Source organism: Stenotrophomonas sp. Pemsol, from assembly GCF_003586545.1.
Classification (GTDB): domain Bacteria; phylum Pseudomonadota; class Gammaproteobacteria; order Xanthomonadales; family Xanthomonadaceae; genus Stenotrophomonas; species Stenotrophomonas sepilia.
Genome location: NZ_CP025780.1, coordinates 156,428 through 177,074, shown reverse-complemented (window position 1 = coordinate 177,074; position 20,647 = coordinate 156,428). Strand labels below are relative to the sequence as shown.

Sequence of the window (20,647 nt, the reverse complement as noted above, 5' to 3'; positions counted from 1 at the left end):
TTGCCGGCCGGCGGCCGGCACTACCCCTGCGTCAGCCCTGCAACCCCGGCAGTTCACGCAGGTCATCGATCACCGCCACCGCATGCGCGGTGGCCAGGTCCAGACCGCGCGGGTAGCCGTAGCGGACCAGCGCGATCGGCATGCCCGCATCTTCGGCGGCGCGGTAGTCGGTCAGCGAATCACCCACCATCAGGCAGGCATCGACCGGCAGCCCGAAGTGCGCAGCGATATGCCGCAGCGGCTCACCGCTGGGCTTGCGCTGCGGCAGTGAATCGCCGCCCAGTACCAGCGCGAACGCATCACCGATGCCCAGGTGCTGCAGCAGCGGCGGCACCAGTGCTTCGGGCTTGTTGGTGCAGATCGCCAGTGGCACGGCGCGCGCGCGCAGCTGCGCCAGTGCGTCGGCCACGCCATCGAACAGGCGCGGGCTGCGCAGCAGGCATACACGGTAGTGCACCATGAACACCGGCATGACCTCGGCCAGGTCGACCTCACGACCGGCGGCGTGCACGGCCTGTTCGACCAGGCGGCGCACACCGTCGCCGATCCAGCCGAGCACGGTGGCTTCCGGCACCCGTGCCATGCCGATGGCTTCCAGCGTGCGGTTCAGCGCTTCGGCGATGTCAGATGCGCTGTCGACCAGCGTGCCATCGAGATCGAATACGACCAGCGGATAGGGATACGACAAGGGACGACGCCTGTACAACGTGGGGCCGTCCATTGTACGCCGCGCTTTTCCCCCGGGATCCGCCTCAGCCGATCCTGCGTGCGCGGGTGGCCAGAAAGGTGGGCAGGTAACGGTCGATCAGGAAGCGTGGCTTCGGCTGCCAGTCTTCCATGAACCGATCAATCACGAAGCCTGCATCCAGCTGCCCGCCGATCAGTTCGGTCAGGCTGTGGCCAAAGGTCAGCGCATCACCGCGCGCGAGTTTCGCCTCACGCTCTGCGGCGGGCAGGTCTTCCAGGTCCGAATAGGGAATGGCGTACTGCGGCCGGATCAAACCCTGTGCATCCAGCTGCGGATCACGTGCACCGACGAACAGCACCGGGTTGTAGAAGCTGGCCATCAACATGCCATCGCGCGCCAGCACGCGGCGGCATTCGGTCCACACCGGGCGCACGTCGGGTACGTACAGGTTGGAGATCGGATGGAACACCACGTCGAAGCTGTCATTGGCGAATACGTGCAGGTCGCGCATGTCGCCCTGCACCGTGCGCAGCTGCAGGCCGTCGCGCGCAGCGACCCTGCGGTCCTGTTCCAGCTGCCCGTCGGACAGGTCGAACACGGTGACGTCGGCGCCCGCAGCGGCCAGCACGGGTGCCTGCTGGCCGCCGCCCGAAGCCAGGCACAGGATGCGACGGCCGCGCACGTCGCCCAGCCAGTCCAGTGGCAGCGCGCGTGGGGTCAGGTGCACCTGCCAGCGGCCTTCGCGCGCGGCGGCAATGGTTGAACTCTCCACCGGGCGCGACCATTCGCGCACTTCGCTGGCCTGGCGGTCCCAGGCAGCACGGTTGTGGTCGATCAAGGCCTGTCCATGGTTCATGTGTTCTCCTTGCCCGGTGGGCGCCAATCGAGATCCTGGAAGGCCGGGCTGGCGAAACACTCGGCCAGGTAATCCAGGAATCGCCGCATGATAGCGGGCTGCTGGCGCCGTGACGCGTACACGGCATGAATGCCGAGCTCGTCCAGACTGAATCCGGGCAGCAGTTCGATCAGCTCGCCGCTGCGCAGCAGTGGCGCCACCTGGTAGGTCGGCAGCATGGCGATCCCGGCACCGGCGCGTACCGCCTCCAGCAGCAGCGAGGCATCGTTGGCGCTGATGTTGCCGCCCACCGCCACCGACAGCGAACGGCCATCGCGGTGAAGCTGCCACAGGCTCTTGCCGACGTAGTGGTGGGTCAGGCAGTTGTGCGCGGCCAGGTGCTCCGGCGCGGTCGGCGTGCCACGCGCCTGCAGGTACGACGGCGTCGCGCACAGCACCGAGCGGCAGGTGGCCAGCCGCCGCGCGATCAGGCTGGGGTCGATCTGGCGCGCGATGCGCACGGCCAGGTCCACGCGCTCCTCGACCAGGTTCACCGTGCGGTCGACCAGCAGCAGCTCGATGCGCGCCGCCGGATGGCGCGCGACGAAACCGGCCACCGCCCGTGCCAGGTGGCTCTGCCCGAACGACACGCTGGCGGTCACGCGCAGCGTACCGTGCGGCTCGGGATCATCACTGGCCAGCTCGCCCTGCAGTTCTTCGCCGATCGCCAGCATCTGCCGGAAGCGCGCCAACGCCGCCTCGCCCGGGCCGGTCAGGCTGACCCGGCGCGTGGTCCGGTGCAGCAGGCGTGCACCCAGCCAGCCCTCGACCTCGGCCAGGTAGCGGCTGACCATCGCCCGCGACATGTCCAGCACTTCCGCGGCGGCGGTGAGGCTGCCGCGCTCGGCCACCTCGACAAACACGGTCATGGCGGTCAATCGGTCCATATGCTCGATCCACGCAACAAACAAGCGCGTTATACGCTGTTTTTCGAGCGACTGCAGCAGCCTAGAGTGGCCCCATTCCCAGCCCACATCGCCCCACGGAGTCCTGCCATGAAGATCGCCCTCGTTGGTTCCACCGGCAACATCGGCCGCCAGATCGCCCGCCACGCGCTGGCCCACGGCCACGAACTCACCGTCATCGTGCGCAGCGCGCAGGACCTCCCGGCCGAACTGGCCGGCGCCCATCCGGTGATCGCCTCGCTGGATGACCAGGACGCGCTGGTCGCCGCCATCGCGGGCCACGACGTACTGGCCAGCGCCTACGGCCCGCGCCCGGGCGACGACATCGGCCGCGTGGGCGAGATCGCCGCGCAGCTGGCGGCCGCCGCGCGCAAGGCCGGCGTACCGCGCCTGGTGGTGGTGGGTGGCGCTGGCAGCCTGGAAGTCGCGCCGGGCGTGCAGCTGGTCGATACCCCCAACTTCCCGGAAGCCTACAAGCCGTACGCGCTGGCCCATCGTGAAGCCTTCAATCGCCTGCAGGCAGTGGACGACCTGGACTGGACCTTCTTCTCGCCGGCCGCCGAAATCGGCCCGGGTGAAGAGCGCGGCCAGTACCGCGTGCAGCCCAAGGCCTTCCTCGCCGACGCCAGTGGCCACAGCCGCATCAGCTACGCCGACTACGGCGCCGCCTTCGTCGCCGAGCTGGAAGCGCACGCTTACCCGAAGCAGATCATCACCGCCGCGTACTGATCCAGCTACGCCCCTTGTAGAGCCAAGCCCGCGCTCGGCTCTACGCGAACATGCAGCCGGGCATTGGCCCGGCTCTACACAAGGAATTCCCATGCGTACCGCTGCCCTGCTGCTTCCCCTCGCCCTGGCCGCCAGCTTCACCAGTGCGCCGCTGCTGGCCGCACCGGCCACCACGGCGCCGACGGCGGCGACGAAATCCCAGCTGCACCTGCAGACCTTCCATCCCGGCCCGCAGGCGATGTTCTCGGTATCCTCGGTACTGATCGAAGGCCGCCATGACGCGATCCTGGTCAACGCGCAGTTCGGCGCCAGCGACGCACGCAAGCTGGTCGAACTGATCCGCGCCAGTGGCAAGCAGCTGACCACGATCTACATCAGCCACGGCGATCCGGACTACTACTTCGGCCTGGCCACCCTGCAGGATGCCTTCCCGCAGGCACGCATCGTCGCCACTGCGCAGACCGTCGCCCACATCCAGCAGACCCGGGCCGGCAAGCTGGCCTACTGGGGACCGAAGATGGGTGCCGACGTGCCCGCGCGCATCGTGGTGCCGCAGGTGCTGGACGGTGATGCCCTGCAGCTGGAAGGTCAGCGCCTGCCGCTGATCGGCCTGGACGGCCCGACCCCGGACCGCACGGTGCTGTGGGTGCCGTCGCTGCGTGCGATCGTCGGTGGCATTCCGGTGGTGGCCGGTGAGCACGTGTGGATGGCCGACACGCAGACGACGAAGTCGCACACTGACTGGCTGCAGACCCTGCAGCGGTTGCAGGCACTGAAGCCGAAGGTGGTGGTACCGGGGCATTACGCGCCGGGTGCGGCGCTGGATGCCAGTGCGCTGCGCTTCACTGCGGACTACATCCGCGCGTTCGACGCCGAGGCGGCCAAGGCCAAGGACAGCGCGGCACTGGTGAAGGCGATGCAGGCGCGCTACCCGACGCTGGCCGGCGTGGCGTCGCTGGAGCTGAGTGCGAAGGTGGCCAAGGGCGAGATGCAGTGGCCATGAGGTGGGAGTTTTCTTTTGCAGGGCTGCGCCCTGCACCTGCAGAGGCAACAGCAACAGCTGGCTATCGGTGGGAAGGCGAGGTGGGTCCGGTTGCGGGGGGCGCTGCAAGTACGTCCATGTAAGCTCGGTCGCCGCATCCATGCGGCTCACGCCCCCGCAACCGGACCCACCCCGCCTTCGACAGTTTCCCGCTATCTGTCGGAACCTGCTGCTGATGGTGGGTGCCGACCGTTGGTCGGCACGGGGTCAGAGCCCGTTGCTGCGTAACGGGCTCTGACCCCACTATTTGATGATTAGGTATCTGTGGGATTGATCATGTCGTGCTCGAACAACTCCCCCTGCACCACCGGTTCCTTTTCGCGGAAGCCGCCCAGCCCGACACCCACCAGCCGATAGCGCGTCTCCGCTGGCAGGTCGACGCGGGCGCGCAGGGCCAGTGCGATGTCGCGCAGTTCTTCCATCGACTCCGGCGGACGTTCCGGGGTGAAGCTGCGGGTGAGAATGCGGAACTGCGCGGTTTTCAACTTCAGCACCACGGTATGGCCGACACGTTCGGTCTTGCGTGTGGCATTCCAGGTCTTCTCCGCCAACTGCACGATCGCCTCGCCCAGGTCTTCCAGCAGCAGGTCTTCGGCGAAGGTGTCCTCCGAGGAAATCGACTGCACCTGCTGGTCCGGTTCCACCGGCCGCTCGTCGATGCCGCGTGCGCGGTTGTACAGGCTGCGGCCGAAACTGCCGAACGCTTCTTCCAGATCGATCAGTGCCCACTGCCGCAGGTCGCCGCAGGTGGCGATGCCGCGCGCGGCCAGCTTGCCTTCCATCACCTTGCCGACGCCAGGCACCCGGCTCACCGGCAACGGCAGCAGGAAGGCGTCCACCCGCTGCGGCGGAATCACGAACTGGCCATCGGGCTTGCGCCAGTCCGAGGCGATCTTGGCCAGGAACTTGTTCGGCGCGATCCCGGCTGAAGCAGTCAGGTTGGTCTCCTCACGGATCTGCATGCGGATGGTACGGGCGATATCGGTAGCCAGTTCGATGCCGCTCTTCGGCTCGGTCACGTCCAGGTAGGCTTCGTCCAGCGACAACGGCTCAACCAGGTCGGTGTGGCGCAGGAAGATCTCGCGCACCTGGCGTGACACCGCCTTGTAACGTGCGAAGTCGGGCGGCACGAAGATCGCATCCGGGCACAGGCGTTCGGCCCGCACTGCCGGCATGGCCGAACGCACGCCGAACACGCGTGCTTCGTACGATGCCGCGCACACCACCGAGCGTGCGCCGCGCCATGCCACAACCACCGGCTTGCCGCGCAGTGACGGATCGTCGCGCTGCTCCACCGACGCGTAGAACGCGTCCATGTCAACGTGGATGATCTTGCGCAGTCGGGTCATGTCAGGTGGAAAAGGCGGGGCCGGGCCGGGTGGGCCACACGCCGAAGTATGGTCGTTGCACATCAACAGGATGCGCGTATTCCCTTGAAAACACTACGGTTGCGTACGGTTGAAATGTTTGATCGGGACAGTTTCCACGGGCATTCTCGGGCGCTTGTTTCCCTGTTCTCCGCTTCCAGGATTGTGCTTCATGACCCGTCTCCACGCGTTCAACCGCGAACAGCTGCTGGCCAGCGCACGCGGTGAACTGTTCGGCACCGCCGCCGGCCGTTTGCCCAACGACCCGATGCTGATGTTCGACCGCATCACCGACATCCGCGAGGACGGCGGACCGCATGGCAAGGGCATGGTACGCGCCGAACTGGATATCCGCCCGGACCTGTGGTTCTTCGGCTGCCACTTCATCGGCGACCCGGTGATGCCAGGCTGCCTGGGCCTGGATGCCATGTGGCAGCTGACCGGCTTCTTCCTGACCTGGCTGGGTGCGCCCGGCAAGGGCCGCGCGCTGGGCTGTGGCGAGGTGAAGTTCACCGGCCAGGTACTGCCGGACGCCAAGCTCGTACGCTACGAGATCGACATCAGCCGGGTCATCAACCGCAAGCTGGTGATGGCCCAGTCGGACGCCCGCATGTACGTGGACGACCGCGAAATCTACAGCGCGCGCGACCTGCGCGTCGGCCTGTTCACCGAAACCGGGAGCTTCTGATGCGTCGCGTCGTCATCACCGGCATGGGCATCACGTCCTGCCTCGGCAATGATCTGGATACCGTTTCGGCCGCGCTGCGTGAAGGACGCTCGGGCATCACCGCCCTGGCCGACCACGCCGAAGCAGGCCTGCGCAGCCAGGTCGGAGGCCGCGTCGACCTCGACCTGGACGCCTTGATCGACCGCAAGCAGAAGCGCTTCATGAGCGACGCGGCGGCCTTCGCCTACCTGGCCATGCGCGATGCCATCGCCGATGCCGGGCTCAGCCCCGAGCAGGTCAGCAGCCTGCGCACCGGCCTGATCGCCGGTTCCGGTGGCGGCTCCAGCGAATGGCAGATCGGTGCCGTCGACCTGCTGCGCGAACGTGGCGTGCGCAAGGTCGGCCCATACATGGTGCCGCGCACGATGTGCTCGACGGTCTCGGCCTGCCTGGCCACGGCCTACCAGATCAAGGGCGTCAGCTACTCGCTGTCGGCTGCCTGCGCGACCTCGGCGCATTGCATCGGCGCCGCTGCGGACATGATCCGGCACGGTGCGCAGGACATCATGTTCGCCGGCGGTGGCGAAGACCTGCACTGGTCGATGAGTGTGATGTTCGATGCGATGGGTGCCCTGTCGACCAGCTTCAACGAAACCCCGGCCAGCGCCTCGCGCCCGTACGACAAGGACCGCGACGGCTTCGTCATTGCCGGTGGTGGCGGCATGCTGGTGCTGGAGGATTACGACCACGCCGTCGCACGCGGTGCCCACATCCATGCCGAGCTGATCGGCTATGGCGTCACCTCCGACGGTGCCGACATGGTGGCGCCCTCCGGCGAAGGTGCGGTGCGCTGCATGAAGATGGCGCTGCAGGGTGTCGATCGCCCACTGGACTACCTGAACACCCACGGCACCTCGACCCCGCTGGGCGATGTCACCGAGCTCAACGCGATCCGCGAAGTGTTCGGCGATGCAGTGCCGCCGCTGTCTTCGACCAAGGCGTTGTCCGGGCACTCGCTCGGTGCAGCCAGCGTGCACGAGGCGATCTACTGCCTGCTGATGATGCGCGATGGCTTCGTTGCCGGTTCGGCCAACATCGGCGAGCTGGACCCGAAGGTGGAGAGCTTCCCGATCCTGCGCGAGAGCCGCGAGCAGAAACTGGATACGGTGATGTCCAACAGCTTCGGCTTCGGTGGCACAAACGCCGCGTTGGTGTTCGGACGGGTGTGATGGGGGCAGGTGTGCCGACCAACGGTCGGCACCCACCAATAGATGTAGAGCCGAGCCATGCTCGGCTCAGTGCCGGCCAACGGTCGGCACCTACCTTACTTCGGCAGCAACGGCAGCAGCAGCGCGTGCGCGTCCACCAGGGACCCAACGATGCGGTGGCCCAGTGCGCGCAGCTCTTCATCAGGATGCACCAGGTCCGGCACCTGGATCACGGTCATGCCGGCCGCCAATGCTGCGCGCGTACCGGCCGGTGAGTCTTCCAGCGCCAGGCAGCGTTCCGGGGCCTGGCCCAGCCGCTGCGCGGCCAGCAGGTAGATATCCGGCGCCGGTTTCGGCCGCGCCACGTCGCCACTGGTGATCACCGCATCGAAGTACGGCAGCAGGCCAGCGGCCGTCAGCTTGCGGTTGGCCCGCGGCTGCCGCGTGGTGGTTGCCACCGCACGCGGTACCGCGTGCGCCTTCAACAGCTCCAGCAGTTCCAGGATGCCCGGCCGCAGCGGCAGGCCGGTCTGGGTGCGTGCTTCGTACAGCTCATGGCAGCGTGCAGCCACCGCCTCGATCACGCTGTCCTCGATCCCCTGCGCACGCAGCAGCGCGTGCGAATCGCGGTCGCCGAGGCCGACCATGCGCAGGAACACCGCCTCGTCCAAGCCCAGCCCGAATGCGTCGGCCGCCTCGCTCCAGCAGGCCAGCGAAACGCGCTCGCTGTCGATCATCAGGCCGTCCATGTCGAAGATGACGGCGTCGGGGAGGAACGGCAGCGCAGCAATGTTGGTCATGAAGCGAACAGCGTATCCAGGTCGGTGGAAGTGAGCTGCCGCCATTGCCCCTCGTCCAGCCCCTGCAGGTCCAGCCCGCCGACGCGGCTGCGGTGCAGGGCCTGCACGTGGTTGCCGGTGGCGGCGAACATGCGGCGTACCTGATGGTAGCGGCCTTCGTGCAGCACCAGCCGCGCACGGCGCGCATCCAGCACCTCCAGTTCAGCCGGCAGCAGGGGCGTCTTCTCCGATTCCAGCATCAGCGTGCCGCTGGCGAACAGCGCCACCTCGTCGCCGCGCAGGTCCTCGCTCAACTCGACCTCATAGACTTTCGGCAGCTTCGACTTCGGCGAAATGATCCGGTGCAGCAGGCCACCATCGTCGGTCAGCAACAGCAGGCCACTGGTCTCGCGGTCGAGGCGGCCGACCGTGGACAGCACCGGATCGCGGTCGCGGAAGCGCGGCGGCAGCAGGTCGTAGATCAGGCGCCCGGTGTCCTTGGTCGAACAGGTGTAGCCGGCCGGCTTGTGCAGCGCGATCGACAGCCCCGGCGGTGGGTCCAGCGGCTCGCCATCGACCCGGATGGCGTCATGCGGCACCTGGTCGTCGGCATACAGCACCTCGCCATCGGCGTCGGTGACGCGGCCTTCGCGGAACATCCATTGCACCTGCTTGCGGCTGCCATAGCCCAGGTTGGCGATGTGCTTGACCAGCTTCACTTGCCCTTCCCCTTCACGGCTTCCACCAGCTTGAAACCGTCGCGTTCGGCGACCACGCGCACCGCGCCGAAGCTGTCGTTGAGGGTGTGCTCGTAAGGCAGGTGGCGGTTGGCCACCACGTACAGGCGCCCGCCCGGGCGCAATGCCTGCGCAGCCACGGCGATGAAGCGCTGGCCGATGTCCGGGCGGTCAGCGCGCGACGGCGTGTGGAACGGCGGGTTGCTGATGATGACGTCGTAGCCCGGCTCGATGCCGGCGGTGACGTCCTGCCACAGGAAGCGCAGCGGCAGCGGGCGCGGTAGCGGCGCCAGATTGAGCTCGGCCAGCGCCAGTGCGCGCTGCTCGGCCTCGTACAGGTCCAGCGCGGTGATCTTCGGGCAGCGTTCCAGGAGTTCGCGCGACAGGTAGCCGTAGCCGGCGCCGAGGTCGGCGGCGCGTCCGGCCAGGTCGGCCGGCAGGTGCTCGGCCAGCAGCGCCGACGCCGGATCGATGCGATCCCAGGCGAACACGCCCGGGCGGCTGAGGAAGCGACCGCCCACGATCGGGCGCACCGCATCCAGCGCCGACCAGCGCTTGGCCAGGTCAACGTCGTGCTGGCCCTGCAGCGGGGCGGTCCAGTACACGCGGCAGTGGTTCTTGGTCAGGCAGCCACCGAGACCGGCCAACTGCTTGAGGTCGCCCTCGCCCGAACGCGCACCTTCGTTGTTGGACTGGCAGGCAACGATGCGGCCGCCGTCGGCGACCAGCGCCAGCGCACGGGCGAACAGCGCACGGGCTTCTTCGCGCTGGCGCGGCGGCAGCACCAGCACCAACGGGTAGCGGCCCTTGCCGGCCACGTCATCCAGCTGCCCGCTGACGGTCCAGCCGGCAGCCTGCTGCAGCGGTTGCGCGAACGGGGCGAAGCTCTGTTCGCAATGCACCTCGCGATCGCCGGCCACTTCGCGCAATGGCCAGCCATCGCGGGCACGCAGGAAGGCCACCGGGCCCTCAGGCCAGCGCAGGGCGCCTTGGGAGAACGGCAGGAGCAGGGTCTGCAGGGGGGCGTCGTCGCTGGAGGCCATCGGCGCGGGTACTTCAAGCGTGAGGGCCGTCCATTGTACCGGCTTGGCCGGGCCGGCCCCGGCGGCCCGCTTTGCGAAACCCGAACGGGGCCTTGATCCGCCAGAAACATTGAAACGTTCAGGGTAGAGGCTCCCCCCGAAAACCCAGGAGAACCTGCATGCGAGCCTTGTTCGTCGGTGGCGTGGTCGACAACAGTGAAATGGACCTGGAAGGCAGCCATCCGCCCGTGCACTACCCCGAGGACACCGGCGGCGGCCACTCGCGCTACCGGCTGCATCAGATCGGTCATGGTGCCGACGGCAGCGTTGCCTACGCCGTCTATGGGGCACCGGACCTGGCCGATGACGAGGTGGCGAGGGTTGCAGAGGAGCGGGCGTACGCACGCCGATTCGAGGCGACGCCGACGTTGTTCGAGCATTGACACACCGGTAGCGCCCGAGCCCACGCTCGGGCGACGGTGCAGCCGAGCGTGGGCTCGGCTCTACATCCGATCAAGGCGCCTTGGGTGGCAGGCGGTTGATGCTGGCGATTTCATCCAGCCACACGTGGTGCTGCTGCACCGGCGTGTCGTAGTCATCCAGGCGCAACTGGCCGTTGCTGCCTTCGTCGCCGGCCTCGTTGCGGTATTGCTGCACGGTTGGCCTCACCGCCACCGTGCCGAGCAGGCGGCGGCCATCGTGCAGAATCAGTTCCACCTGCGTTTCGCCATCCAGCTGCGGCAGCAGGGCTTCCAGGCGCGCAATCTGCGCCGGATCGGTGTGGATACGTGGAGCTATACGGGACATCGGCGACCTCCTGACTGCAGGGTCGCCGATCGGCCGTGAATGTTCAGTGCAGCGCGCTGTCCGCGCGCGGCACCTGCACCTTGCGCACGGCAGCCACCAGCTGCGCTACCGAGTACGGCTTGGCCACATGCTCCTGGAAGCCCGACGCCAGCGCGCGGCGGCGGTCGTCGGCACGCGCCAGTGCAGTCACCGCCACCGCAGGCAAGGTCGCCGCATCCACGCCCATGTCCTCGCGCAGCGTGCGCACCAGCCCATAGCCATCCATGCCCGGCATGCCGATGTCGGTCAGCAGCACGTGGTATTGCAGGTGGCCGGTGTCGGCCAGCAGTGCCAGCGCTTCGCCGGCCGAACTGGCCGCAGACACGCTGGCGCCCTGCTCTTCCAGCATGCGCCGCAAGTACTCCAGCACTTCCGGCTGGTCTTCCACCGCCAGCACATGCATGCCGCGCAGCGGATACGGCTCGACGATCACCGGCTCCAGGATCGGCCCGCTGATCACTTCACGCAGCGGCCGCCGTTCGGCATCGGGAACATGCTGGGGCAGGCGCACGGTGAAGGTCGCGCCGTGGCCGTGGCCCTCGCTGGCCGCAGTGACCGTGCCACCATGCAGTTCCACCAGCTGCTGCACGATCGCAAGGCCCAGGCCCAGGCCGCCATGGCGGCGGGTGGTGGTGCCGTCGGCCTGGCGGAAGCGGCTGAACAGATGATTGAGGAATTCGGGTGCGATGCCATCACCGCTGTCACGCACGGTGATCTCCCAGTAGTTGCCGTCAGCCCGCAGCTGCAGGTCGATGCGGCCTTCAGCCGGGGTGAACTTGATCGCGTTCGAGAGCAGGTTCCAGAACACCTGCTGCAGGCGCGTGGCGTCGCCCAGCACCAGGCTGGGTTGCGTGGGCAGCTGCAGGTGCACGTCCAGCGCCTTGCCTTCGGCCACCAGTTCCTGCGCGCCGATCGCCTCACCCAGCACCGCGCACAGGTCCAGCACTTCCACCTCCAGCTGCACCTTGCCCAGCAGCATGCTGCTGAGGTCGAGCATGTCCGAGATCAGCCGCTTCTGCGCACCGGCGCTGTTGGCGATCACGTTCAGGCCCTTGTACAGCGGACTGGTGTTGTCCACGCGCTGCAGAAGCAATTCGCTCCAGCCGAGGATGGTAGTCAACGGCGTACGCAGCTCATGCGACAGCGTGGCCAGGAATTCATCCTTCAGCCGCGCCATGTTTTCCGCAGCACTGCGCGCGGCACGCTCGGACTGCAGCAGTTCCTCGCGGGCCAGCTCGATCTCGCGGCGTTCGGTCACGTCCGGGCTGCTGCCGGCCAGGCCGATGAAGCGGCCCATGCGCGAGAAGCGCGGGCGGGCGTTCATCTCCAGCCAGCGCCACTGGCCATCGGCACGGCGTGCGCGCACCAGCGCATGCATGGAGCGCTGCGCCTTCAATGCTTCCTGCAGTTCATACTCGAAGACCGATGCGTCGTCCGGATGCACCAGGCCGCGCCAGACGTCCTCCGGCACGCGCGTCTCGTCACCGCCGAAGAACTCGCTGAAGGCACTGTTGACGAAACGGGCATGGCCGCGCTCGTCCAAGACCCACACCGGCATCGGCAGGCCGTCGGCCAGCGCACTGAAGCGGGCTTCGCTTTCGCCCAGCTCCACTTCCATCTGCTTGCGTGCGGTGATGTCGAAGAACAGGATGCCGACCTTGTCCTCGCCCGGCCGGCCCACGCGCACCGCATCCACCGCGAACGAGCGGCCCAGCGCACGCGCCTCCATCTCGAACTGGGCCGGGCGGCCGCTGCGTGCGACCTCGCCATAGATGCGGAACCAGTCCTGCTCATGGCCGGGCTCCAGCGCCGTCATGCGCTTTCCACGCGCATCCTTCAGCCCGGTGTGGCGCTCGAAGGCATCGTTGACCTCGATGAAGCGGTAGTCGACCGCACGATCACCCTCGAACAGCACCTGGATCACGCAGAAACCGGCGTTGATGCGCTCAAGCACGCCATGATGCAGGTCGGGTTCGGGCGCCGGCACCGTCATCGGTGGGCGCTCCACGAGGGGCGGCAGTGTGGACAAGGGTGTCTGTGCAGGCCAGGTTGGAGGCACAGCATCTTCCAAAGGGCGTATTCACAGCGTCAAGCGCCGTCAGTCATGGTTGACGTCGATGAATTGGCGGCAACCGCTCTTGCAGACGACGCATGCGGCCATTGCCGATACCGGGAAGCAGGATCACACTCGATCTGTGATCAACATCGCCCCCATCGAGGGGACGCAGGAGACCGTGATGAAACGCTCACTCGCGATTGCCCTGTTGGCAGGCGCCCTGGCGGCGGGCGGCGCCAGTGCGGCACCGCGCACCGTGACCGACCCGGAAGCTCCCCGCGCATTGCAGGCCGATGGCCCGGTCAGCGTGAAGTGGGACGATCCGGCCAAATTCACCGAGATCCGCCAGAGTACCAACCGCTTCGAGGCCGAGCGTGGCGACTGGGTGCAGCAGCTGGCACGCTACCTGCAGACCGCTGCCGCCAAACCGCTGCAACCGGGACAGACGCTTGATGTGACCCTGGTCGACATCAAGCGCGCCGGTGACTACGAGCCGTGGCACGGCCCGCGCGGCCGCGACATCCGGATCATGCGCGACATCTACCCACCGCGGATCAGCCTGCAGTACACGCTGAAGGACGCCAGCGGCCGCATCATCAGCGAGGGCGACGCGCGCCTGAGCGATACCGGCTACCTGCACAACATCGGCCTGAAGAGCGACAGCGATCCACTGCGCTACGAGAAGCGCCTGATCGACGACTGGGTGAAGCGGCAGCTGACAGCGCAGGCCACCGCAGCACGGTAGGTCCATCGGTAGGTGTCGACCTTGGTCGACACGCATTCACAGCGCCAACCAAGATAGGCTGCTACTGAAGCCGAGCGTGGGCTCGGCTCTACACGTACAGCTTCGCCACGCGCTTGACCGCGCACGGCAGCTGGTAGGCACTCACGCCACAGCGCGGCGCCAGCTCCGACAGCGTCGGCGCGGAGCCCCACAGCTCCACCACGCTGCCGATGCCGGCCTGCGGATGCGCGGTCAGGTCCACCGTCAGCATGTCCATCGACACGCGCCCGATCAGCGCACCGGGCTGGCCGTCGATCAGCACCGGGGTGCCATTCGGTGCAAACTGCGGGTAACCGTCGGCATAGCCGAGTGCAACCACGCCTACGCGGGTGCGCGCCTTGGCCACGAAGCGCGCGCCATACCCCACCGGTTCACCGGCTTCGATCCAGCGCTCGGCGATCACCTTGGACTGCATCGTCATCACCGGGCGCAGGCGCGCGGTCAGCGCGGTGCTGTCCGGCAGCGGGTTGGCGCCGTACAGCATCAGGCCGGGCCGCACCCAATCGCTGCGCACCTCTGGCCAGCCCAGCAGCGCAGGCGAATTGCACACGCTGGTCTCGCCGTGCAGGCCGTCGATGGCGCGCGCGAAGGTCGCGGCCTGCTCGCGGGTGCGCTCGCTGTCCAGTTCGTCGGCACGTGCCAGGTGGGTCATCAGCACGATGCGCTCGACCTGCGGCAGCGCCGACAGGCGTGCATGCGCCGCGCGGAAGCTGTCCACGTCCAGGCCGAGGCGGTGCATGCCGCTGTCCAGCTTCAGCCACACCGTCAACGGGCGCGGGCTGTCGAACGCCGCCAGTGCCTCCACTTGCCACGGCGAACCGACGGCGAACCAGAAGTCATGCTCGGCCACCAGCGCCATGTCGCTGGGCTCGAAGATGCCTTCCAGCAGCAGGATCGGCGCACGGATGCCGGCCTGGCGCAGCTCCAGTGCCTCTTCGATGGTGGCCACGCCGAATCCATCGGCCTCGCCTTCCAGCGCCTGCGCACAGCGCACCGCGCCGTGCCCATAGGCATCGGCCTTGATGATCGCCAGGGCCTTGCCACCGCCCAGTTCACGCGCGAGCCGGTAGTTGCTGCGCAGGGCGCCCAGATCGATCAGCGCGCGGGCAGGACGCATGTGCGGTTCTCGTGTTGCGGCGCGTGACCGTACTGGCCGTAGCGGAAAATATCCAGGCCTTCGGTGCTGATCTGCGGCTGTCGCGCGCTCATCAGGTCGGCCAGGTAGCGGCCCGAGCCGCAGGCCATGGTCCAGCCCAGCGTGCCGTGGCCGGTGTTGAGGTACAGGTTGCGGAACGGCGTGGCGCCGATCACCGGCGTACCGTCCGGCGTAGCCGGGCGCAGGCCGGTCCAGAACTGCGCGCGCGACAGGTCGCCGCCCTTCGGGTAGAGGTCACGGACCACCAGTTCCAGGGTCTCGCGGCGGCGCTGCGACAGCGACAGGTCGAAGCCGGCCACCTCGGCCATGCCGCCGACACGGATGCGGTCGTCGAAGCGGGTCACCGCCACCTTGTAGCTCTCATCGAGGATGGTCGAGGTCGGCGCCATCGCCGGGTCGGTGATCGGCAGGGTCAGCGAGTAACCCTTCAGCGGGTACACCGGCAGGCGCATGCCCAGCGGTGCGACCAGCGCCGGTGAGTAGCTGCCGAGCGTAACCACGAAGCGGTCGGCGGTTTCCAGCTTGCCGTCGATGCGCACGCCGGTGATGCGGTCGCCATCGAACTCCAGGCCGGTAATGTCCTGGTCGAAGCGGAATTCAACGCCGGCATCCACGCACATCTGCGCCAGGCGGCGGGTGAACAGCTGGCAGTCGCCGGTCTGGTCACGCGGCAGGCGCAGCGCGCCGACCAGGCCATCGACGTGGGCCAGGGCCGGTTCGGCCTGGATGATGCCGGCCCGGTCCAGCACCTCGTACGGCACGCCGTACTGGGCCAGGATCTCGATGTCCTGCGCCGAGGCATCCAGCTGCTGCTGGGTGCGGAACAACTGGGTGGTGCCCAGGTCGCGGCCTTCGAATTCAATGCCGATCTGCGCGCGCAGCTCGTTCAGACAGTCGCGGCTGTACTCGGACATGCGCACCATGCGCGCCTTGTTGATCGCATAACGCTCGTGGGTACAGTTGCGCAACATCTGCCACAGCCAGCGGTACTGGGCCAGGTCCATGCCCGGCTTGATCGCCAGCGGCGCGTGCTTCTCGAACAGCCAGCCGATCGCCTTCTTCGGCACGCCCGGCGCCGCCCACGGCGAGGTGTAGCCGAATGACAGCTGGCCGGCATTGGCGAAGCTGGTCTCCAGCGCCGGGCCGGGCTGGCGGTCGATGACCGTGACTTCAAACCCGGCCTGTCGCAGGTACCAGGCACTGGTAGTGCCGATCACGCCGCTGCCGAGAACTAGGACTCGCATGGGACTTCTCCAACCCGATCATTCCCTGCACTGGAGCGTGCCGGGGCCATAATTGGGGAAGTATAGACAGCCAATACCAGTTGATTTGCCTGAATTGAAATCAACCGGCAGGATGTTCTCCTGCAATTCATTCCCCAAGGTTGACGGCCATGGCCACCCGTACCCGCGAACTGGACAAGATCGACCGCAAGATCCTGCGCATCCTGCAGGCCGAAGGCCGCATCTCCTTCACCGAGCTGGGCGAGCGGGTCGGCCTGTCGACCACCCCGTGCACCGAGCGGGTGCGCCGCCTGGAACGCGAAGGGGTAATCACCGGCTATCACGCCCACCTCGACCCGGCCGCGGTAAAGGCCAGCCTGCTGGTGTTCGTGGAGATCAGCCTGGCCTACAAGTCCGGCGACATCTTCGAGGAGTTCCGGCGCGCCGCGCTGAAGCTGCCCAACGTGCTGGAGTGCCACCTGGTGTCGGGCGACTTCGATTACCTGCTGAAAGCACGGATCAGTGAAATGGCTTCCTACCGCAAGCTGCTCGGCAGCACGTTGCTTACACTGCCGCATGTACGTGAGTCGAAGAGCTACATCGTGATGGAAGAGGTGAAGGAGACGCTGAGCCTGCCGATTCCGGATTGAAGCTGGGACCCGGTTGGGGTCAGAGCCCGCTGCGCGGGATCCGACCCCGGTCGGCATCTGGCAAGGGGTCGGATCCCGCGCAGCGGGCTCTGACCCCGGTCATGGCGACAGTCAGCGCTGCTGCGGATGCTTCTGCGAGCGCTGCTCCTGCTGCTTGCCGCCCTTGTGCGGCGGCTGCGGCTCCATCTGTTGCTGTTGCTGCTGCGGGTTGCGGCCCTGCGGTTCCTTGCCGGGATGACGGTTCTGCTGGTTTTTCATGGTCGCGATCCAGTGGACGAAGGACATGCGGCGGCGGGATGCCGGCGCAGGGCCACGGTGGTCCCGGAACGGTTAATCGCAGGCGAAAAAGCAGTGATCGGCTGGATGTTGTTTTCGTGCGTTCAGCCCGCTCAGCGCCAGCCGGCAGCCAACCTTGGTGGCACCAGGACTCAGCGCTTGATCTGCTGCCCATCGCCGGCCGGCACGCTGTCGTAATAGCGGCCGGTGCGCGAATCGAACACGCGGTTCGGGCCGGCCGGGCGCACGCCCGGAACGATGCGGCCCTTGCGGTCATAGACCTTGTCGGCCGGCTTCGGCACCGGCGTCGGCGCGACCCGGGCCGGACCGGTGGATCTGATCGGCTGCGCCGGCTGCGGCGACGGCAGCACCTGCGGTTGCGGGCGAGCGGCCTGTGGCGGTGGTGCCACGGGCTGCGGCGCCACGGTGGTCGCGCTGCGGGTCGCAGTCGGGTCGGCGGTCGGCACCTGCGCCAGCGCGACGATGGGCAACAGGGCCAGCAGCAGGGGAAGGATCGGTTTCATGGCACGCTCCGGCGTGGATCGCGTTCACCTTGCGCCCGCCCCTGTGTGCCGCCCATGAACGGCCATCACACTTGCAAGGTCGCGTCTTCACCCCCACGTTTTCCGCCATCCCCAGGCCATCGACCCCACGGAGCGCCGCCATGACCGCCTTCGACCTGACGCCCCCCACTGCCACCCAGACCGAGGCGCTGATCGCTGGCCTCAGCAGCGAGGAGCGCCGCGTGCTGCTGCAGCACGGCACTGAGGCGCCGTTCTGCGGCGTGTTCCTCGACAACAAGCGCGAGGGGGTCTACTGCTGCAGGCTGTGCGCACTGCCGCTGTTCCGCTCCAGCACCAAGTTCGATTCCGGCACCGGCTGGCCCAGCTTCTTCGCACCATTCGACCCGGCGCACGTGCGCGAGATCCGCGATACCAGCCACGGCATGGTCCGCACCGAGATCACCTGCGCGCGCTGCGGCAGCCACTTGGGCCACGTGTTCCCGGATGGTCCGCCGCCCACCTACGAGCGCCACTGCCTGAACTCCGTCTCACTTTCGTTCACCGGCAATGGCGAGCCCTGGCTCGATCCGTTGCAGCGTGGCGGCGCAGAAAGCGGCGTGGCGGGCTGAAACACCCCGCTGACCGATTTCACAGAATTCCCTCTTCAGAAAACCGGGCGACGGGCCGACAAGGAGATATCCCCTCTCCTTGCGTCGCCCCATGCTCATCATCGTTGGATTCCTGGTCGTCATCATCAGCGTGATCGGGGGCTACCTCGGTGCCCACGGCCGCCTGGGTGCCCTCTGGCAGCCCTATGAGCTGGTCATCATCGGCGGCGCCGCGCTCGGCGCCTTCCTGGTCGGTACCCCGGCCAAGACGGTCAAGCAGACCCTGCAGGCCATGGTGGGTGTGTTCAAGGGCCCGCGCTACAAGCAGCAGGACTATATTGATGTGCTCAGCCTGCTCTATGAACTGCTCAACAAGGCCCGCCGCGAAGGCTTCATGGCGTTGGAAGACCATGTCGAGCGCCCGGCCGAAAGCGCGCTGTTCGGCAACTACCCCAAGGTGCAGGCCGACCACCACCTGATCGATTTCATCACCGACTGCCTGCGCCTGATGATCGGCAGCAACATCGAGCCGCATGAGCTGGAACCGCTGCTGGAACTGGAGCTGGAAAAGCACCACGCCGAGGCCATGGCACCCTCACAGGTGCTGACCAAGGTCGCCGACGGGCTGCCCGGTTTCGGCATCGTCGCCGCGGTGCTGGGCATCGTCATCACCATGGGCTCGATCGGTGGCGACATCGTCGAGGTCGGTGGCCACGTGGCCGGCGCGCTGGTCGGTACGTTCCTGGGCATCCTGCTGGGCTACGGCTTCGTCGGCCCGATGGCCGCCGCGATGGAGGCCCGCGCCGAGCAGGACAGCCGCATCTACGAATCGGTCAAGACCGCCCTGCTGGCCTGCCTGCGCGGCTACAACCCGAAGATCGCACTGGAGTTCGCCCGCAAGACCCTGCCGTCGAACGTGCGCCCGGCCTTCTCCGATTTCGAGCAGCACCTGAAGACGGTCAAGTAAGCCATGGCCGAGAACAAGCCCACCGTCATCGTCCGCCGGGTCAAGAAGGCCGGCCACGCCGCCCATCATGGTGGTTCGTGGAAGGTGGCCTATGCCGACTTCGTGACCGCGATGATGGCGTTCTTCCTGGTGCTGTGGCTGATGGCCACCACCAACAAGAACGACCGTGCGGCCATTTCCGAGTACTTCCGCAACCCCAGCCCGTTGAGCGGTCAGAGCGCCACGCCGGCGCCCGGCATGGCCGGCCCGGGCGGCGCCAGCACCTCGATGATCAAGCTGGGCGGTGCCACCGACATTTCGCGTGGCAACAGCAACGACCCCTTCCAGAACCAGAAGGAAGCGGTACCGCAGCCGGTGGACCAGCAGCAGCGCGACAAGCAGCAGCTGGAAGCACTGATGAAGGAGCTGCAGGAAGCGATCAGCAGGAGCCAGGCCCTGGAGCCGTTCAAGGACCAGCTGCTGCTGGACCTGACCCCGGAGGGCCTGCGCATCCAGATCGTGGACAAGCAGAACCGGCCGATGTTCGACCTCGGCAGCGCCACGCTGAAACCGTACACGCAGCAGATCCTGCACGAGCTGGCCAACTACCTGAACCACGTGCCGAACCGGATCAGCCTGACCGGCCACACCGACATCACCGCCTATTCGGCTGCACGTGGCTACGGCAACTGGGAACTGAGCGCCGATCGTGCCAATGCCGCCCGCCGCGCGCTGGTGGACGGCGGCCTGGAGGACAACAAGATCACCCGCGTGGTCGGCCTGTCTTCATCGGTGCTGTTCGACAAGGCCGACCCGCAGAACCCGATCAACCGCCGCATCAGCATCGTGGTGATGACCCAGGCCGCCGAAGCGGCCGCTCTGGCCGGCGCCGGCCCGCAGGTCGGGCTGTCGGCACCTGCCGCTGACCCCGACGTGCAGGCCGCGCAGGGTGAGGCGCACTGAACCGGGGTCAGATCCCTTTCCCCTGGAAAGGGATCTGACCCCACCTGCGTGCGGCCGCTACAATGGCGGTCTTTCCGTTTCCAGGTGACCCCACCCCATGTCCCAGAACTCCAAGGCCAAGCGCGACAAGCGCAAGAAGCAGCAGGCCAAGCGCCCGTTCCTGCGCCTGAATGCCCAGCAGCAGGTGCAGAACCATGCCGTGCTGACCAACGAAGACGGCCAGGTGGTCGCCGCCATCGGCCTGCAGGGCCGCGAATGGCTGCTGGCCATCGGTGGTCAGACCATGGGCAACGCCGAGAACCCGGTGCCGATGCTGGCCATGCTCAAGCACCTGTCCAACGTGCAGGAAAAGGAAGGCCGCAAGGTCAACCTGGAGTATTCCGAGCTGCTGCAGAAGCTGCTGGACACCCTGGCCGCCGAATCCGGCCAGACCGCTGACGAGTACCTGGACAAGCTGGTGTCCGAGTTCGAGACCGTGGAAGCCGAAGAAGGCGAAGAAGCCACTGAGGCCGCCGAAGGCGATGTGGTTGAAGCTGCTGCCGACGCCGAGGCCAGCCCGGCCGCTGACAGCGACAGCAAGCCGCAGGCCTGAACCGG

The 20,647-nt window shown here is 67.3% G+C and carries 24 protein-coding genes; 11 read left to right on the top strand and 13 right to left on the bottom strand.

The genetic code is table 11. The features are described from left to right. Nucleotides 1-31: 31 nt before the first annotated feature. The 3 genes from gph to PEM_RS00830 form a co-directional block, all read right to left on the bottom strand. Nucleotides 32-688 carry a phosphoglycolate phosphatase gene (gph, locus tag PEM_RS00840; protein WP_111129496.1) on the bottom strand — a complete coding sequence of 219 codons (657 nt, stop codon included), beginning with the start codon at nt 686-688 and terminating at the stop codon, nt 32-34. Nucleotides 689-752: 64 nt separating this feature from the next. Next, nucleotides 753-1,544, bottom strand: a complete 792-nt coding sequence (locus PEM_RS00835; RefSeq protein WP_005415136.1) for a class I SAM-dependent methyltransferase — start codon at nt 1,542-1,544, stop codon at nt 753-755. Then, nucleotides 1,541-2,470: a LysR family transcriptional regulator gene (locus tag PEM_RS00830; protein ID WP_111129494.1), complete on the bottom strand. Its 930-nt coding sequence runs from the start codon at nt 2,468-2,470 to the stop codon at nt 1,541-1,543. The genes PEM_RS00835 and PEM_RS00830 overlap by 4 nt, the downstream gene beginning before the upstream one ends. Nucleotides 2,471-2,578: 108 nt before the next feature. On the opposite strand from PEM_RS00830, the gene PEM_RS00825 reads away from it, so the two are divergent. After that, on the top strand, nt 2,579-3,217 hold the full coding sequence (locus PEM_RS00825) for an NAD(P)H-binding protein (protein ID WP_065186286.1): 639 nt from the start codon (nt 2,579-2,581) through the stop codon (nt 3,215-3,217). A 91-nt stretch (nt 3,218-3,308) separates the two neighbouring features. Next, nucleotides 3,309-4,220 carry an MBL fold metallo-hydrolase gene (locus PEM_RS00820; protein WP_111129492.1) on the top strand — a complete coding sequence of 304 codons (912 nt, stop codon included), beginning with the start codon at nt 3,309-3,311 and terminating at the stop codon, nt 4,218-4,220. A gap of 293 nt (nt 4,221-4,513) precedes the next feature. Here PEM_RS00820 and dinB read toward each other — a convergent pair whose 3' ends face one another. Next, on the bottom strand, nt 4,514-5,608 hold the full coding sequence (gene dinB, locus PEM_RS00815) for a DNA polymerase IV (RefSeq protein WP_111129490.1): 1,095 nt from the start codon (nt 5,606-5,608) through the stop codon (nt 4,514-4,516). A 190-nt stretch (nt 5,609-5,798) separates the two neighbouring features. On the opposite strand from dinB, the gene fabA reads away from it, so the two are divergent. Both fabA and fabB read left to right on the top strand, forming a co-directional pair. Further along, nucleotides 5,799-6,314 carry a 3-hydroxyacyl-[acyl-carrier-protein] dehydratase FabA gene (gene fabA, locus PEM_RS00810; RefSeq protein ID WP_005415130.1) on the top strand — a complete coding sequence of 172 codons (516 nt, stop codon included), beginning with the start codon at nt 5,799-5,801 and terminating at the stop codon, nt 6,312-6,314. Beyond that, a complete protein-coding gene (gene fabB / locus PEM_RS00805; RefSeq protein ID WP_005415129.1) occupies nt 6,314-7,522 on the top strand; it encodes a beta-ketoacyl-ACP synthase I in 1,209 nt (402 codons plus the stop codon). The genes fabA and fabB overlap by 1 nt, the downstream gene beginning before the upstream one ends. A gap of 95 nt (nt 7,523-7,617) precedes the next feature. Here the strand turns inward: fabB and PEM_RS00800 are convergent, their stop codons facing one another. The 3 genes from PEM_RS00800 to PEM_RS00790 are packed head-to-tail and all read right to left on the bottom strand — an operon-like array spanning nt 7,618 to nt 10,060. Then, nucleotides 7,618-8,301 (bottom strand): HAD family phosphatase, encoded by a 684-nt coding sequence (locus PEM_RS00800; protein ID WP_065196188.1) that lies wholly within the window; start codon nt 8,299-8,301, stop codon nt 7,618-7,620. After that, nucleotides 8,298-8,999, bottom strand: coding sequence for a pseudouridine synthase (locus tag PEM_RS00795; protein WP_053498050.1), 702 nt, complete (start codon nt 8,997-8,999; stop codon nt 8,298-8,300). Before PEM_RS00795 ends, PEM_RS00800 begins: the two co-directional genes overlap by 4 nt. Continuing rightward, nucleotides 8,996-10,060, bottom strand: coding sequence for a class I SAM-dependent methyltransferase (locus PEM_RS00790; RefSeq protein WP_111129488.1), 1,065 nt, complete (start codon nt 10,058-10,060; stop codon nt 8,996-8,998). The genes PEM_RS00795 and PEM_RS00790 overlap by 4 nt, the downstream gene beginning before the upstream one ends. Before the next feature lie 158 nt (nt 10,061-10,218). Between PEM_RS00790 and PEM_RS00785 the strand changes: the two genes are divergently transcribed. Beyond that, nucleotides 10,219-10,482, top strand: coding sequence for a hypothetical protein (locus tag PEM_RS00785; protein ID WP_005415125.1), 264 nt, complete (start codon nt 10,219-10,221; stop codon nt 10,480-10,482). Between the two features lie 70 nt (nt 10,483-10,552). Here the strand turns inward: PEM_RS00785 and PEM_RS00780 are convergent, their stop codons facing one another. Together PEM_RS00780 and PEM_RS00775 are read right to left on the bottom strand one after the other, a co-directional pair. Further along, on the bottom strand, nt 10,553-10,846 hold the full coding sequence (locus PEM_RS00780; RefSeq protein ID WP_005415124.1) for a DUF3247 family protein: 294 nt from the start codon (nt 10,844-10,846) through the stop codon (nt 10,553-10,555). 43 nt (nt 10,847-10,889) lie between these two features. Beyond that, nucleotides 10,890-12,878 carry an ATP-binding protein gene (locus tag PEM_RS00775; RefSeq protein WP_005415123.1) on the bottom strand — a complete coding sequence of 663 codons (1,989 nt, stop codon included), beginning with the start codon at nt 12,876-12,878 and terminating at the stop codon, nt 10,890-10,892. A gap of 244 nt (nt 12,879-13,122) precedes the next feature. Between PEM_RS00775 and PEM_RS00770 the strand changes: the two genes are divergently transcribed. Next, nucleotides 13,123-13,686, top strand: a complete 564-nt coding sequence (locus tag PEM_RS00770; RefSeq protein WP_032953886.1) for a DUF3016 domain-containing protein — start codon at nt 13,123-13,125, stop codon at nt 13,684-13,686. Nucleotides 13,687-13,774: 88 nt separating this feature from the next. Here PEM_RS00770 and alr read toward each other — a convergent pair whose 3' ends face one another. Beyond that, on the bottom strand, nt 13,775-14,842 hold the full coding sequence (gene alr / locus PEM_RS00765) for an alanine racemase (RefSeq protein ID WP_111129486.1): 1,068 nt from the start codon (nt 14,840-14,842) through the stop codon (nt 13,775-13,777). Further along, on the bottom strand, nt 14,821-16,125 hold the full coding sequence (locus PEM_RS00760) for a D-amino acid dehydrogenase (RefSeq protein WP_111129484.1): 1,305 nt from the start codon (nt 16,123-16,125) through the stop codon (nt 14,821-14,823). The genes alr and PEM_RS00760 overlap by 22 nt, the downstream gene beginning before the upstream one ends. A gap of 149 nt (nt 16,126-16,274) precedes the next feature. Here PEM_RS00760 and PEM_RS00755 point away from each other — a divergent pair, with 149 nt between their 5' ends. Beyond that, nucleotides 16,275-16,754: a winged helix-turn-helix transcriptional regulator gene (locus tag PEM_RS00755; protein ID WP_005407919.1), complete on the top strand. Its 480-nt coding sequence runs from the start codon at nt 16,275-16,277 to the stop codon at nt 16,752-16,754. A 111-nt stretch (nt 16,755-16,865) separates the two neighbouring features. On the opposite strand, the gene PEM_RS00750 is transcribed toward PEM_RS00755, so the two are convergent. Both PEM_RS00750 and PEM_RS00745 read right to left on the bottom strand, forming a co-directional pair. Beyond that, the gene (locus PEM_RS00750) at nt 16,866-17,039 is read right to left on the bottom strand and encodes a lana protein (RefSeq protein ID WP_111129482.1); all 174 of its coding nucleotides are present in this window, start codon (nt 17,037-17,039) and stop codon (nt 16,866-16,868) included. Nucleotides 17,040-17,182: 143 nt separating this feature from the next. Then, nucleotides 17,183-17,554, bottom strand: coding sequence for a classical arabinogalactan protein 4 (locus tag PEM_RS00745; protein WP_111129480.1), 372 nt, complete (start codon nt 17,552-17,554; stop codon nt 17,183-17,185). Between the two features lie 140 nt (nt 17,555-17,694). On the opposite strand from PEM_RS00745, the gene msrB reads away from it, so the two are divergent. The 4 genes from msrB (at nt 17,695) to PEM_RS00725 (ending at nt 20,642) form a co-directional block, all read left to right on the top strand. Further along, complete coding sequence (gene msrB, locus PEM_RS00740) at nt 17,695-18,162, top strand: peptide-methionine (R)-S-oxide reductase MsrB (protein WP_111129478.1); 468 nt, start codon at nt 17,695-17,697, stop codon at nt 18,160-18,162. A 91-nt stretch (nt 18,163-18,253) separates the two neighbouring features. Then, a complete protein-coding gene (gene motA / locus PEM_RS00735; protein ID WP_005407915.1) occupies nt 18,254-19,108 on the top strand; it encodes a flagellar motor stator protein MotA in 855 nt (284 codons plus the stop codon). Between the two features lie 3 nt (nt 19,109-19,111). Then, a complete protein-coding gene (gene motB, locus PEM_RS00730) occupies nt 19,112-20,050 on the top strand; it encodes a flagellar motor protein MotB (protein WP_053498068.1) in 939 nt (312 codons plus the stop codon). A 97-nt stretch (nt 20,051-20,147) separates the two neighbouring features. Next, the gene (locus PEM_RS00725) at nt 20,148-20,642 is read left to right on the top strand and encodes a hypothetical protein (protein WP_005415115.1); all 495 of its coding nucleotides are present in this window, start codon (nt 20,148-20,150) and stop codon (nt 20,640-20,642) included. The last annotated feature ends 5 nt before the right edge of the window (nt 20,643-20,647 follow it).